This window comes from Streptomyces sp. NPDC126503 (assembly GCF_040302405.1).
Taxonomy (GTDB): domain Bacteria; phylum Actinomycetota; class Actinomycetes; order Streptomycetales; family Streptomycetaceae; genus Streptomyces; species Streptomyces gulbargensis.
In genome coordinates, this window is record NZ_JBEORS010000028.1 from 70970 (window position 1) to 82901 (window position 11932).

Annotated in this window: 11 protein-coding genes, 5 tRNA genes and 1 pseudogene; 4 read left to right on the plus strand and 13 right to left on the minus strand. The window is 70.2% G+C overall.

Annotation, left to right across the window (positions count from 1 at the left end):
* The first annotated feature begins 12 nt into the window (after nucleotides 1–12).
* On the plus strand, nucleotides 13–660 hold the full coding sequence (gene cofC / locus ABTY40_RS27250) for a 2-phospho-L-lactate guanylyltransferase (protein WP_352061920.1): 648 nt from the start codon (nucleotides 13–15) through the stop codon (nucleotides 658–660).
* 10 nt (nucleotides 661–670) lie between these two features.
* Nucleotides 671–880, plus strand: coding sequence for a hypothetical protein (locus ABTY40_RS27255; RefSeq protein ID WP_309050094.1), 210 nt, complete (start codon nucleotides 671–673; stop codon nucleotides 878–880).
* Between the two features lie 110 nt (nucleotides 881–990).
* On the opposite strand, the gene ABTY40_RS27260 is transcribed toward ABTY40_RS27255, so the two are convergent.
* From ABTY40_RS27260 to leuC, 4 genes are all read right to left on the minus strand, one after another.
* Nucleotides 991–1701, minus strand: coding sequence for an HU family DNA-binding protein (locus tag ABTY40_RS27260; protein ID WP_352061921.1), 711 nt, complete (start codon nucleotides 1699–1701; stop codon nucleotides 991–993).
* 143 nt (nucleotides 1702–1844) lie between these two features.
* Nucleotides 1845–2072 carry an SCO5555 family protein gene (locus ABTY40_RS27265; protein WP_309050092.1) on the minus strand — a complete coding sequence of 76 codons (228 nt, stop codon included), beginning with the start codon at nucleotides 2070–2072 and terminating at the stop codon, nucleotides 1845–1847.
* A 104-nt stretch (nucleotides 2073–2176) separates the two neighbouring features.
* Nucleotides 2177–2770 carry a 3-isopropylmalate dehydratase small subunit gene (gene leuD, locus ABTY40_RS27270; RefSeq protein ID WP_352061922.1) on the minus strand — a complete coding sequence of 198 codons (594 nt, stop codon included), beginning with the start codon at nucleotides 2768–2770 and terminating at the stop codon, nucleotides 2177–2179.
* Between the two features lie 6 nt (nucleotides 2771–2776).
* On the minus strand, nucleotides 2777–4201 hold the full coding sequence (gene leuC / locus ABTY40_RS27275; protein WP_352061923.1) for a 3-isopropylmalate dehydratase large subunit: 1425 nt from the start codon (nucleotides 4199–4201) through the stop codon (nucleotides 2777–2779).
* A 140-nt stretch (nucleotides 4202–4341) separates the two neighbouring features.
* Between leuC and ndgR the strand changes: the two genes are divergently transcribed.
* Nucleotides 4342–5058, plus strand: a complete 717-nt coding sequence (gene ndgR, locus ABTY40_RS27280) for an IclR family transcriptional regulator NdgR (RefSeq protein ID WP_005311436.1) — start codon at nucleotides 4342–4344, stop codon at nucleotides 5056–5058.
* 127 nt (nucleotides 5059–5185) lie between these two features.
* Here ndgR and ABTY40_RS27285 read toward each other — a convergent pair.
* The 9 genes from ABTY40_RS27285 to ABTY40_RS27325 all read right to left on the minus strand — a co-directional run bounded on the left by ABTY40_RS27285 (nucleotide 5186) and on the right by ABTY40_RS27325 (nucleotide 9137).
* Nucleotides 5186–5258, minus strand: a tRNA-Glu gene (locus tag ABTY40_RS27285).
* Between the two features lie 18 nt (nucleotides 5259–5276).
* A tRNA-Gln gene (locus tag ABTY40_RS27290) sits at nucleotides 5277–5348 on the minus strand.
* Nucleotides 5349–5366: 18 nt separating this feature from the next.
* A tRNA-Glu gene (locus ABTY40_RS27295) sits at nucleotides 5367–5442 on the minus strand.
* Nucleotides 5443–5503: 61 nt separating this feature from the next.
* Nucleotides 5504–5576 (minus strand) — tRNA-Glu (locus ABTY40_RS27300).
* Between the two features lie 39 nt (nucleotides 5577–5615).
* A tRNA-Gln gene (locus ABTY40_RS27305) sits at nucleotides 5616–5687 on the minus strand.
* Between the two features lie 92 nt (nucleotides 5688–5779).
* Nucleotides 5780–6502: an HAD family hydrolase gene (locus tag ABTY40_RS27310; protein WP_352061924.1), complete on the minus strand. Its 723-nt coding sequence runs from the start codon at nucleotides 6500–6502 to the stop codon at nucleotides 5780–5782.
* 57 nt (nucleotides 6503–6559) lie between these two features.
* A complete protein-coding gene (gene gltX / locus ABTY40_RS27315) occupies nucleotides 6560–8035 on the minus strand; it encodes a glutamate--tRNA ligase (protein ID WP_352061925.1) in 1476 nt (491 codons plus the stop codon).
* The gene (locus ABTY40_RS27320) at nucleotides 8028–8822 is read right to left on the minus strand and encodes a fumarylacetoacetate hydrolase family protein (protein ID WP_352061926.1); all 795 of its coding nucleotides are present in this window, start codon (nucleotides 8820–8822) and stop codon (nucleotides 8028–8030) included. The genes gltX and ABTY40_RS27320 overlap by 8 nt, the downstream gene beginning before the upstream one ends.
* Before the next feature lie 111 nt (nucleotides 8823–8933).
* On the minus strand, nucleotides 8934–9137 hold the full coding sequence (locus ABTY40_RS27325; protein ID WP_352061927.1) for a hypothetical protein: 204 nt from the start codon (nucleotides 9135–9137) through the stop codon (nucleotides 8934–8936).
* A gap of 566 nt (nucleotides 9138–9703) precedes the next feature.
* Between ABTY40_RS27325 and ABTY40_RS27330 the strand changes: the two are divergent.
* Nucleotides 9704–11839 (plus strand): annotated as a pseudogene (locus ABTY40_RS27330) (sensor histidine kinase); the annotation flags it as partial.
* Between the last annotated feature and the right edge of the window lie 93 nt (nucleotides 11840–11932).

Genomic DNA, 11932 nt, shown 5'->3' on the forward strand with positions numbered 1-11932 from the left:
GAATGGGGTGCGATGAACACCGACGCCGACGACCGCTGGTCCCTGGTCGTCCCCCTGAAACCGCTGGCGCGGGCCAAGAGCCGGCTGACGCCCTCGGCGGGCGACCGGCTGCGGCCCCGGCTGGCGCTGGCCTTCGCCGAGGACACGGTGGGGGCGGCCCTGGCCTGCGCCCGGGTGCGGGACGTGACGGTCGTCACCGACGATCCGGCGGCCGGCGCGGCCCTGGCCGCCGTGGGGGCGCGGATAGAGCCGGACGTTCCGGGGGCGGGACTCAACGCGGCCCTCGCGCACGGGGCGCGGGTGGTCCGGCGGGAGCGGCCGGCGGCACGGGTGGCGGCGCTCGGCGCGGACCTTCCGGCGCTGCGGCCGGACGAGCTGGCGCGGGTCCTGGACACGGCCCGACAATTTCCGCGGGCATTTCTCGCGGATGCCGCCGAAATAGGTACGACATTCCTCTCGGCCGCGCCGGGAGTGGAATTGGAACCGGCATTCGGGGGTCCGTCGCGGCTGCGGCATTTGTCCACGGGGGCGGTGGAAATCCGGTCGGCCGGGGTGGATTCCGTCCGCCGGGACGTGGACACGGGCGAGGATCTGGCGGCGGCGCGGGCGCTGGGGCTCGGCCCGCGGACGGCGGCCCGCTGGCTGCCGGTGGCCGGATAGGCTGCGGTCCATGCAGGCGACCGCGTTCACGTACGACCCCGAGACCCGCACCGGAAGTGTGCTGCTCGACGACGGCACCCCGGTGGAGTTCGGGGCGGAGGCCTTCGAGGCGGGCGGCCTGCGGCTGCTGCGGCCGGGGCAGCGGGTGCGGATCGAGACGGAGCCGGGCACGGGCGGCGGGGCGCCGCGGATCACCCTGGTGACGCTGCAGACCTTCTAGGTCTTTCCTCCGGATCCCGCCGGGAGGGTCCCGGGCGGGAGGGCCGGACGCGCCGCGGGCCGGGCTCCCCGGTGGGAGCCCGGCCCGGCGGACGGACGTACCGCGCGTCCTTACTTCTTGGCGGCGGTCTTCTTGGCGGTGGTCTTGCGCGCCGTCGTCTTCTTGGCGGGAGCCTTCTTCGCCGTGGCCTTCTTGGCCGGAGCGGTCTTCTTCGCGGCGGTCTTCTTCGTCGCGGCGGCGGTGGTGGCCGTCTTCTTCGCCGGGGTCGCCTTCTTCGTGGCGGCGGCCGTGGTGGTGGCCGTCTTCTTCGCGGGCGTCGTCTTCTTCGCGGTGGCGGCCGTGGTGGTCTTCTTCGCCGGCGTCGTCTTCTTGGCCGCGGCGGCGGTGGTGGCCGTCTTCTTCGCCGGCGTCGCCTTCTTCGCGGCGGCCTTCTTGGCGGTGGTGGCCTTCTTGGCGGCGGCCTTCTTGACCGTGGCCGAGGCTCCGCCGGTCAGGCTGCCCTTGGGGGCCTTCTTGACGGAGACTTCGCCGCCCTTGGGGAGCTTCTTCGACCCGCTGACCAGGTCCTTGAAGCCCTGACCTGCGCGGAAGCGGGGGACGGAGGTCTTCTTCACCCGGACGCGCTCACCCGTCTGCGGGTTGCGGGCGTACCGGGCGGGACGGTCGACCTTCTCGAACGAGCCGAAGCCGGTGACCGAGACCCGGTCGCCGGCGACCACGGCACGCACGATGGCGTCGAGCACGTGGTCGACGGCGTCGGCGGCCTGCTGGCGACCGCCCATCTTGTCGGCAATCGCTTCTACGAGCTGCGCCTTGTTCACGTCTTCCCCTTCGGAGACATTGCCAGAACGAAAGTGTTCAAGCTTTTTCGCACGTTAGGCATGTATATACCGCAAATCAAACACGAAACGGGCTAATCACCCTAGTGCCGCAACGCGGAAGACGCGTCGCGGAGTTCCTGGTGTCAGTCGTCCTCTGGGAATCGGCCCTCGTCGAGGTCCTTCATCAACCGGTCCAGACGCGCTGCCGCGTCCTTGAGATCGTGCTTCGCCGCGGCCGTGACGACCAGCAGCTTCCGGGACAGCGCCATCCTTACGCCCTCCGGGACTTGCAGTGCGCGCACCCTTGTGTGCGCTTCTTTCAATCGGGCGGCGACTGCCTCGTAGAGCTCGAGTTGGCTGTCGCGTTCCATGCACCGATTGTGCCATCTGGGGCGAGTTGTCGCCCGACAGGGTCTCAACAAGCGACTGCGCCCCCCACCGGAGGGTGGGGGGCGCAGTCTTGGAAAAGCGCTGCTCAGGCCGTAATTGTACGGGGCTTGAAGGACGGCCGGCCCGCCTCGTAGGCCGCGATGTCCGCTTCGTTCTGAAGGGTGAGGCTGATGTCGTCGAGGCCGTTCAGCAGGCGCCAGCGGGCGTTCTCGTCGAGCTCGAAGTCGGCGTCGATTCCGGCGGCGAGGACCTTGCGGCGCTCCAGGTCGACGGTGACCTCGGCGGTCGGGTCGGCCTCGGTCAGCTCCCACAGCGCGTCCACCGTCTCCTGCGGCAGGACGACGGTCAGCAGTCCGTTCTTCAGCGAGTTGCCGCGGAAGATGTCGGCGAAGCGGGAGGAGATGACGGTCTTGAAGCCGTAGTTCTGCAGGGCCCAGACGGCGTGCTCACGGGAGGAGCCGGTGCCGAAGTCGGGGCCGGCGACCAGGACCGTGGCGCCCTGCCGCTCGGGGCGGTTGAGGACGAACTCGGGGTCCTTGCGCCAGGCCTCGAAGAGACCGTCCTCGAACCCGTCCCGGGTGACCTTCTTGAGCCAGTGGGCGGGGATGATCTGGTCGGTGTCGACGTTGCTGCGGCGCAGCGGGACGGCCCGGCCGGTGTGGGTGGTGAAAGCTTCCATGGTTCCTCAGACCCCCGCGGTGGTGGCGACGTCGGACAGATCGGCCGGGGAGGCCAGGTGGCCGAGGACGGCGGTGGCGGCGGCGACCTGGGGGGAGACCAGGTGGGTGCGGCCCCCCTTGCCCTGCCGGCCCTCGAAGTTGCGGTTGGAGGTGGACGCGGAGCGCTCACCCGGCGCGAGTTGGTCGGGGTTCATGCCCAGGCACATGGAGCAGCCCGCGTGCCGCCATTCGGCGCCGGCCTCCTTGAAGACCTTGTCCAGGCCCTCCTCGACGGCCTGCAGGGCGACCCGCACCGAGCCGGGGACGACCAGCATGCGGACGCCGTCGGCGACCTTGCGGCCCTTCAGCAGCTCGGCGGCGTTGCGCAGGTCCTCGATGCGGCCGTTGGTGCACGAGCCTACGAAGACGGTGTCGACGGTGATCTCGCGCAGCGGCTGTCCGGCGGTCAACCCCATGTACTCCAGGGCCTTTTCGGCGGCCAGGCGCTCCGAAGCGTCTTCGTACGAAGCGGGGTCGGGGACGTTCGCCGAAAGCGGCGCGCCCTGGCCCGGGTTGGTGCCCCAGGTGACGAACGGCGCGAGCTCGGCGGCGTCGATGACGACCTCGGCGTCGAAGACGGCGTCCTCGTCGGTCCGCAGGGTCTTCCAGTACGCGACGGCGGCGTCCCAGTCCTCGCCCTCGGGGGCGTGGGCGCGGCCCTTGAGGTAGGCGAAGGTGGTCTCGTCGGGGGCGATCATGCCCGCCCGGGCGCCGGCCTCGATGGACATGTTGCAGATGGTCATCCGGGCCTCCATCGAGAGTTTCTCGATGGCGGAGCCGCGGTACTCCAGGATGTAGCCCTGGCCGCCGCCGGTGCCGATCTTCGCGATGATCGCCAGGATCAGGTCCTTGGCGGTGACGTCCTCGGGCAGCTCGCCGTCGACGGTGATCGCCATGGTCTTCGGGCGGGCCAGGGGCAGGGTCTGGGTGGCGAGCACATGCTCGACCTGGCTGGTGCCGATGCCGAAGGCGAGGGCGCCGAAGGCGCCGTGCGTGGAGGTGTGGGAGTCGCCGCAGACGACGGTGGTGCCGGGCTGGGTCAGGCCCAGCTGCGGTCCCACCACGTGGACGACGCCCTGCTCGACGTCGCCCAGCGGGTGCAGCCGCACGCCGAACTCGGCACAGTTCTTCCGCAGGGTCTCCAGCTGGGCGCGGGAGACCGGGTCGGCGATCGGCTTGTCGATGTCGAGGGTCGGGGTGTTGTGGTCCTCGGTGGCGATGGTGAGGTCGAGACGCCGCACCCGCCGCCCGTTCTGGCGGAGCCCGTCGAACGCCTGGGGGCTGGTCACCTCGTGCAGCAGGTGCAGATCGATGAAGAGGAGATCGGGCTCGCCTTCGGCGCGCCGGACGACGTGGTCGTCCCAGACCTTCTCCGCGAGTGTCCTACCCATCGCTTTCCCTCCGGCCGGCGGCTGCGCCGGCACCACTAGAGACCCGTTTGGCGGGCCGTTGTGCGGCCGCCTCACCAGAGTGACAAGTTCCCGGGAAAATTGAACTTGCGTTTCACAGAGTGAGACGCGAATATCGTTGCATGGACAACTCTAGCGGCGTAGGCGTTCTCGACAAGGCAGCCCTTGTCCTGAGCGCCCTGGAGTCCGGTCCGGCCACCCTCGCAGGTCTGGTCGCGGCGACGGGACTCGCACGACCCACGGCACATCGTCTCGCCGTGGCACTGGAACACCACCGGATGGTGGCCCGCGACATGCAGGGCCGGTTCATCCTCGGACCGCGGCTCGCGGAGCTCGCCGCCGCGGCCGGTGAGGACCGCCTGCTCGCGACCGCCGGGCCGGTGCTGACGCACCTGCGCGACGTGACCGGCGAGAGCGCGCAGCTCTACCGGCGCCAGGGCGACATGCGCATCTGCGTGGCGGCGGCCGAGCGGCTGTCCGGCCTGCGGGACACCGTCCCGGTCGGCTCGACGCTGACCATGAAGGCCGGCTCGTCCGCGCAGATCCTGATGGCCTGGGAGGAGCCCGAGCGGCTGCACCGCGGCCTCCAGGGCGCCCGCTTCACGGCGACGGCCCTGTCGGGCGTACGGCGCCGCGGCTGGGCCCAGTCGATCGGCGAGCGGGAGCCCGGCGTGGCGTCCGTCTCCGCGCCCGTACGCGGCCCCTCGAACCGCGTGGTGGCCGCCGTGTCGGTCTCGGGCCCGATCGAGCGCCTGACCCGCCACCCGGGCCGCATGCACGCCCAGGCGGTCATCGACGCCGCCGCCCGCCTCTCCGAGGCGCTCCGCCGCAACGGCTGATCTTCCCCTCTTCACCTGTACGTCCCCCGGCCCACCGCTCCAACGCCGCAGCGGTGGGCCGGACTTGTGCCTCCGGCGGGGAACAGCGAAGAAGCCCTCCCCCGAAGGGAAGGGCTTCTTCTGTGCGTACCCCCGACCGGATTCGAACCGGCGCTACCGCCTTGAGAGGGCGGCGTGCTAGGCCGCTACACAACGGGGGCAAGATCAATGAAGATCCGCTGGCCTACCTGGACTCGAACCAAGACTAACTGAACCAGAATCAGTCGTGCTGCCAATTACACCATAGGCCACTGGTGGTATAGACCAGTTGGTACCCCCGACCGGATTCGAACCGGCGCTACCGCCTTGAGAGGGCGGCGTGCTAGGCCGCTACACAACGGGGGCCCTAGCGATCCTGCATCGAGATCACCGGGAGCGACCCTGGTGATCCCGCGGGAAGGATCTGTACCCCCGACCGGATTCGAACCGGCGCTACCGCCTTGAGAGGGCGGCGTGCTAGGCCGCTACACAACGGGGGCTTTGTGGAAAGATCCACGGTTGCAGATGAGCTCTGCGAGCTGGCCTACCTGGACTCGAACCAAGACTAACTGAACCAGAATCAGTCGTGCTGCCAATTACACCATAGGCCACCGGTGCAACCTCCCCACCAGGGGGATCTTGCTCGGCTTGCGCTTTCCGGGTTCTTGCCTTTCGGCTTGCTCCCCTCGGCGCAGGAAGAACATTACCCGAAGGTGGACCGGGCTCCAAAACGGGTTGGCCCGCCGAGCAGCGCGGGAAGCTGGTGGAGGTCCGTGATGCGGCTGAGCTCGGGACGGCCGCCGGTACCCGCGCGGTCCAGCCAGATGCCCATGAGCCCCGCCTCCACGGCGCCCCGGGCGTCGATGTCGGGCTGGTCCCCCACGTACGCCACTTGGTGCGGGGGCAGACCCAGGGCCGTACACGCGGCGTGGAAGGCCTCGGGGGCCGGTTTGGCCACCCCGAGCTCGGCGGCGCACAGGACGGCCTCGAAGCGGTCCCGTATCCCGAGGAGCCGCAGCTTGCGCTCCTGGTTGTGGATGCTGGAGTTCGACAGGACGGCGTGACGGTAGTCACGGGCCAGCAGGTCGAGCACGGGGACGGTGTCCGGGAAGAGGCTCCAGGCGGCCTCGTAGTGCCGCACGTACCGGTCGAACCAGCCGTCGGCCTCGCCGGCGGTCAGCTCCGGCCTGCCGAGGAAGTCCCTGACCCGGTCCCGCCGCTGCTCGCGGAAGTCGCCGCCCTCGGTCTCGAAGCGCCGCCAGTGCAGGGTGGTGAGCTCGCGCCAGCGGTCCAGGGCCGCCTCGGCCGTGCCGTAGGCGGCGAGGAGCCCTTCGGCGGCGAGGTGGTCGCGCATGCCGCGGGTGTCGGCGGTGGCGTAGTCGAAGATCGTGTCGTCGATGTCCCAGAGCACCGCGCGGATCGTCATGGAACGACGGTACCCCCGTCCCGGGAGGGGACGGGGGTACCGAGCGTGGAAGGGCCGTTACGCGGAGAGCTTGGCCAGGGCCGCGTCGATCCGGGCCAGGGCGCGCTCCTTGCCGAGGACCTCCAGGGACTCGAAGAGGGGCAGGCCGACCGTGCGGCCGGTGACGGCGACGCGGACCGGGGCCTGCGCCTTGCCGAGCTTGAGGCCGTGGGCCTCGCCGGCGGCCAGGACGGCGTTCTTGAGCGACTCGGGGTCGCTCCAGTCGGCACCGTCGAGCTTCTCGCGGGCGGTGGTGAGCAGGGCCGCGGGCTCACCCTTCATCGCCTTGTCCCAGGACGCCTGGTCGAAGACCGGCTCCTTCAGGAAGAGGAAGTCGACGTTGGCCGTGATCTCCGAGAGGACGGTGAGGCGCGTCTGGGCGTGCGGCGCGACGGCCTCCCAGGCGGCGCGGTCGAAGTCCTCGGGCGCCCAGGGGGCGTGCGGGGCACGGAGCCAGGGCTCGCAGGCCTCCGCGAAGGCCTTCACGTCCAGCATGCGGATGTGGTCGGCGTTGATCGACTCGGCCTTCTTGAGGTCGAAGCGGGCCGGGTTGGCGTTCACGTCGGCGATGTCGAACTTCTCGACCATCTCCGGGATCGTGAAGACGTCCTGGTCGGCGGAGAAGGACCAGCCGAGCAGGGAGAGGTAGTTCAGCAGGCCCTCGGGGAGGAAGCCGCGCTCCCGGTAGAGGTTGAGGGAGGCCTGCGGGTCGCGCTTGGACAGCTTCTTGTTGCCCTCGCCCATCACGTACGGCAGGTGGCCGAAGGCGGGGATCTCCTTGGCGACACCCAGCTCGATCAGCGCCTTGTAGAGCGCGATCTGGCGCGGGGTGGAGGAGAGCAGGTCCTCGCCGCGCAGGACGTGGGTGATCTCCATCAGGGCGTCGTCCACCGGGTTGACCAGGGTGTAGAGCGGGGCGCCGTTGGCCCGGAGGATGCCGTAGTCCGGCACGTTCTCCGGGGTGAAGGTGAGCTCGCCGCGGACCAGGTCGGTGAAGGTGATCGGCTCGTCGGGCATCCGGAAGCGGACGATCGGCTCGCGGCCCTCGGCCCGGTAGACCTCGATCTGACCGGCGGACAGCTCGCGGCAGTGGCCGTCGTAGCCGGAGGGCCGGCCGGCGGCGCGGGCGGCCTCACGGCGCTCGTCCAGCTCGGTGGTGGTGCAGTAGCAGTGGTACGCGTACCCGCCGGCGAGCAGCTTGTCGGCGACGTCCTTGTAGATGTCCATCCGCTGCGACTGGCGGTACGGCGCGTGGGGGCCGCCGGTCTCCGGGCCCTCGTCCCAGTCGAGGCCCAGCCAGCGCAGCGAGTCGAGCAGCTGCTGGTACGACTCCTCCGAGTCGCGGGCCGCGTCGGTGTCCTCGATGCGGAAGACCATGGTGCCCTGGTTGTGCCGGGCGAAGGCCCAGTTGAAGAGGGCGGTGCGGACCAGGCCCACGTGGGGGTTGCCGGTCGGCGAGGGACAGAAACGGACGCGGATGTTCGCGTTAGCCACGCTTGATCACCCTATTGGTGAGAGTGCCGATGCCTTCGATGGTGACGGCGACCTCGTCGCCGACGTTGAGGGGTCCGACCCCGGCGGGGGTGCCGGTGAGGATGACGTCGCCGGGGAGCAGCGTCATGGCCTCGGTGATGTGGACGACGAGGTCCTCGACGGAGCGGATCATGTCGCTCGTGCGGCCGAGCTGGCGCTGCTCGCCGTTGACCGTGGCCTGGACGGTCAGGTCGGCCGGGTCGAGCTCCGTCTCCACCCAGGGGCCGAGCGGGCAGGAGGTGTCGAAGCCCTTGGCGCGTGCCCACTGCTTCTCGCGCTGCTGCACGTCGCGGGCGGTGACGTCGTTGGCGCAGGTGTAGCCGAAGACGACGTCCTTGACGCGCTCGCGGGGCACCTCGCGGCACATGCGGCCGATCACCACGGCCAGTTCGGCCTCGTGGTGGAGCTCGCGGGAGAAGGAGGGGTACTCGATGGCGTCGCCGGGGCCGATCACGGAGGTGGTGGGCTTGAAGAAGGCGACGGGGACGTCGGGCACCTCGTTGCCGAGCTCCCGGGCGTGCTCCGCGTAGTTGCGGCCGATGGCCACGACCTTGTTGGGGAGCACGGGCGGCAGGAGCCGGACCTTGCTCAGCGGGATCTTCGTCCCGCTGAGCTCGAAGTCGGTGTAGGGGATGCCCTTGATGATGTCGAGGACCAGGCCGCCGGACGCGGCGGACTCGACGGTTCCCTCGCCCTCGACGGCGCCGAAGGCGACGTTGCCGTCGAGGGAGAATCTGGCGATGCGCACGAGTGCTGTCGCCCCTCACTTGGTGCTGGCTGGAGTCTGACGCTCCAGGCTAACGCGGCGCGGGGCGGCGGACCGGCGGCCGGGGCCGGGCCGTACGGGCGGGGCGCGGGGTCAGCGGGAGGCGGACGCGTACGGCTGCGGCTGGTACGGGGCCGGGGGCTGCATGAGGACGGTGCGGCGCGGGTTGGCGGTCCTGCCGGGCAGCTCGGCCGTGTACTCCGGGCGGGCGCCCCGGTCGAGCTGGGCGGCGTCCTCGAGGTGGGCGAGGGTGGAGCGGCGGGGGTTGGCCGTGGTGCGGAGCGTCGTCGTCTTCATCGTGGTGATCAGACCTTGTTCCGGGAGGGCGCCCGGGCGGGCGCGCGCATCTGTAAAGCGTCAGGCTAAACATCTGATTCCCTTCGAATGCATGGCGAAGACATCAAACGGGGTGTGAGTTTGCTCACCCGTTGACGCCCATACCAGGCATTACGGACAGCGCTCGACCCTTAACCAAACGGACATTCCGCCACTGAATGTGCTATTCCGCTCCTGATCATCGCGACTGGGACACACGGGTACGCCAGGCCATTGGAGAGGAAAAGTCCGAATCATCCGTGATCATCTTCTACATGGGGTGACCTGGCGCGCACACGTTGTCACCCCCTCCGGGGCGCGACACGCGGCCCTTGTTGGAGGTCCGGCACTGTGCTGGAATTCCACGCACCGCCGCGGGTTTCAAGCCGGCGCGCAGAAGGCGCAACGCAGCGCCGGCCGAGTGGCGGGAAAGGGGGATCTGCGCCGGTCACCGATCGACCGCCTGGGGCGCGCCTGCGCCCCATCGACGCCGACACCGTCCTCTCCGTTCACCCGGGGGGACGCCTGGTCCAGAGGTTGCGACGCTAGTGCAGGGACGTTTCAAGAGGGATGGCTCGGGGTCTGCCCAGGCCCGTCAGGGCCGAGCGGAAGCTCCGGCGGAGCAGGAACCGCGTGCCGGGACCGACCGCGGTCCCTCGGCCCCGCACACCCCGAACCAGGGCAAGGGACCTTCCGGCGAGGGCGACGGCGGCCGCCGCCCGGGTCCGTCGGCGCAGTCCGCCACGCCGTCCGACGCCGCGGCCACTCCCCCGCCGAAGGCGGAGAACGAGGCCGGGCCGCGAATAGCCCTGCGGAACTGGCGCATCTCCACCCGTCTGGTCGCCCTCCTCACCCTCCCCGTGGTCGCGGCGACCACCCTGGGCGGCATCCGCATCAGCGAGTCGCTCCAGGACATGGAGCAGCTCGACCACATGCAGCTGCTCACCAAGCTGACCCGTGAGGCGACCGACCTCGCCCAGGCCCTCCAGTACGAGCGCGACCAGTCCGCCGGCCCGCTGGCCAACGGCCGCCCGGCCAGCGACTACCTGGTCTCCAAGCCGCGCACGCGCACGGACCGCGAGCTGAAGGCCTTCCTCCAGGCCACCGAGGAGATCCCGGCCACCGAGGGCGACGAGGCCCTGCGCAGCATCCGCCAGAACGTCGGGCAGATCGCCACGCAGGTGATGCAGCTCCACGAGATCCGGACCACCGCCTACGCCAAGGGCGTCTCCGACTCGGTGACGGTCGAGGCGTACAGCCGGCTCATCCGCTCGCTGCTCAGCCTCTCGCAGGACATGGCGCAGGCGACCAGCAACCCGGAGATGATCAAGCGGACCCGCGCGCTCGCCGCGTTCTCGTCCGCCAAGGAGTACGCCTCCATCCAGCAGGCGATCATCGCCGCCGCCCTCCCGTCGAGCGACGCCACCTCCGGAAAGATCCAGCAGGGTGACCGCCTCTACGGCGAGGCCGCGCTCAACAGTGAGAAGGACGAGCTCAAGTCCTTCGAGGCGGTGTACGAGTCGACCGGCGGCAACGCCGCCGAGCTGACCGCTCCGCTGAACTCCAGCAACCCCACGATCCTCTCCGCCGACAAGTACGCCGAGCGGGTGCTGAAGAACGACTCGGCGATGCCGGAGGCCCCCAAGCGGGGTCACCTGAACTTCACCGACGAGTACGGCACCAAGATCGACGCCATGGACAAGATGGAGCGCCAGCTCCTCGGCGAGATGGAGATGATGGCCCGTGAGCTGCGGCAGGAGTCGCAGCGGGACGCGGTCATCAACGGTGCGCTGATCCTCCTCGTCCTCGGCGTCTCGCTCATCGGCGCCTTCGTCGTGGCCCGGTCCATGATCCGCTCGCTGCGCCGGCTCCAGGACACCGCGACCAAGGTCGCCCAGGAACGCCTGCCCGAGCTGGTCAAGCAGCTCTCCGAGGCCGACCCGCAGGACGTCGACACCTCCGTCGAGTCCGTCGGTGTGCACTCCCGGGACGAGATCGGCCAGGTGGCCGCGGCCTTCGACGAGGTGCACCGCGAGGCGGTCCGCCTCGCCGCCGAGCAGGCCCTTCTGCGGGGCAACGTCAACGCGATGTTCACCAACCTCTCGCGCCGTTCGCAGGGCCTCATCCAGCGCCAGCTGTCGCTCATCTCCGAGCTGGAGTCCCGCGAGGCCGACCCGGACCAGCTGTCCTCGCTGTTCAAGCTGGACCACCTCGCGACCCGTATGCGCCGGAACGGCGAGAACCTCCTCGTCCTCGCCGGCGAGGAGCCGGGCCGCCGCTGGACCCGCCCGGTCCCCCTCGTCGACGTCCTGCGCGCCGCCGCCTCCGAGGTGGAGCAGTACGAGCGCATCGAGCTGGCCGCGGTCCCGGCGACCGAGGTCGCCGGCCGCGTCGTCAACGACCTCGTGCACCTCCTCGCCGAGCTCCTGGAGAACGCCACCTCGTTCTCCTCCCCGCAGACCAAGGTCCGCGTGACCGGTCACGCGCTGCCCGACGGCCGCGTGCTGGTCGAGATCCACGACACCGGCATCGGCCTCTCCCCCGAGGACCTCGCCGCGATCAACGAGCGGCTCGCCTCGCCGCCCACCGTGGACGTCTCCGTCTCCCGCCGCATGGGCCTCTTCGTGGTCGGCCGCCTGTCCCTGCGACACGGCATCCGCATCCAGCTGCGCCCCTCCGACTCTCTACGCCTACATCGGCACCGAGGCGAAGGCCTTGCCTGACGCCGTTCCCCTCGGAACGTTCGGGAGCAAGTACTCGAGCCAAGAGGTCATCGA

Coding starts and splice junctions, on each gene's coding strand:
- cofC (WP_352061920.1), top strand. CDS start 13: ATGAACACCGACGCCGACGACCGCTGGTCCCTGGTCGTCCCCCTGAAA.
- ABTY40_RS27255 (WP_309050094.1), top strand. CDS start 671: ATGCAGGCGACCGCGTTCACGTACGACCCCGAGACCCGCACCGGAAGT.
- ABTY40_RS27265 (WP_309050092.1), bottom strand. CDS start 2,072: ATGGAACGCGACAGCCAACTCGAGCTCTACGAGGCAGTCGCCGCCCGA.
- leuD (WP_352061922.1), bottom strand. CDS start 2,770: ATGGAAGCTTTCACCACCCACACCGGCCGGGCCGTCCCGCTGCGCCGC.
- leuC (WP_352061923.1), bottom strand. CDS start 4,201: ATGGGTAGGACACTCGCGGAGAAGGTCTGGGACGACCACGTCGTCCGG.
- ndgR (WP_005311436.1), top strand. CDS start 4,342: ATGGACAACTCTAGCGGCGTAGGCGTTCTCGACAAGGCAGCCCTTGTC.
- ABTY40_RS27310 (WP_352061924.1), bottom strand. CDS start 6,502: ATGACGATCCGCGCGGTGCTCTGGGACATCGACGACACGATCTTCGAC.
- ABTY40_RS27325 (WP_352061927.1), bottom strand. CDS start 9,137: ATGAAGACGACGACGCTCCGCACCACGGCCAACCCCCGCCGCTCCACC.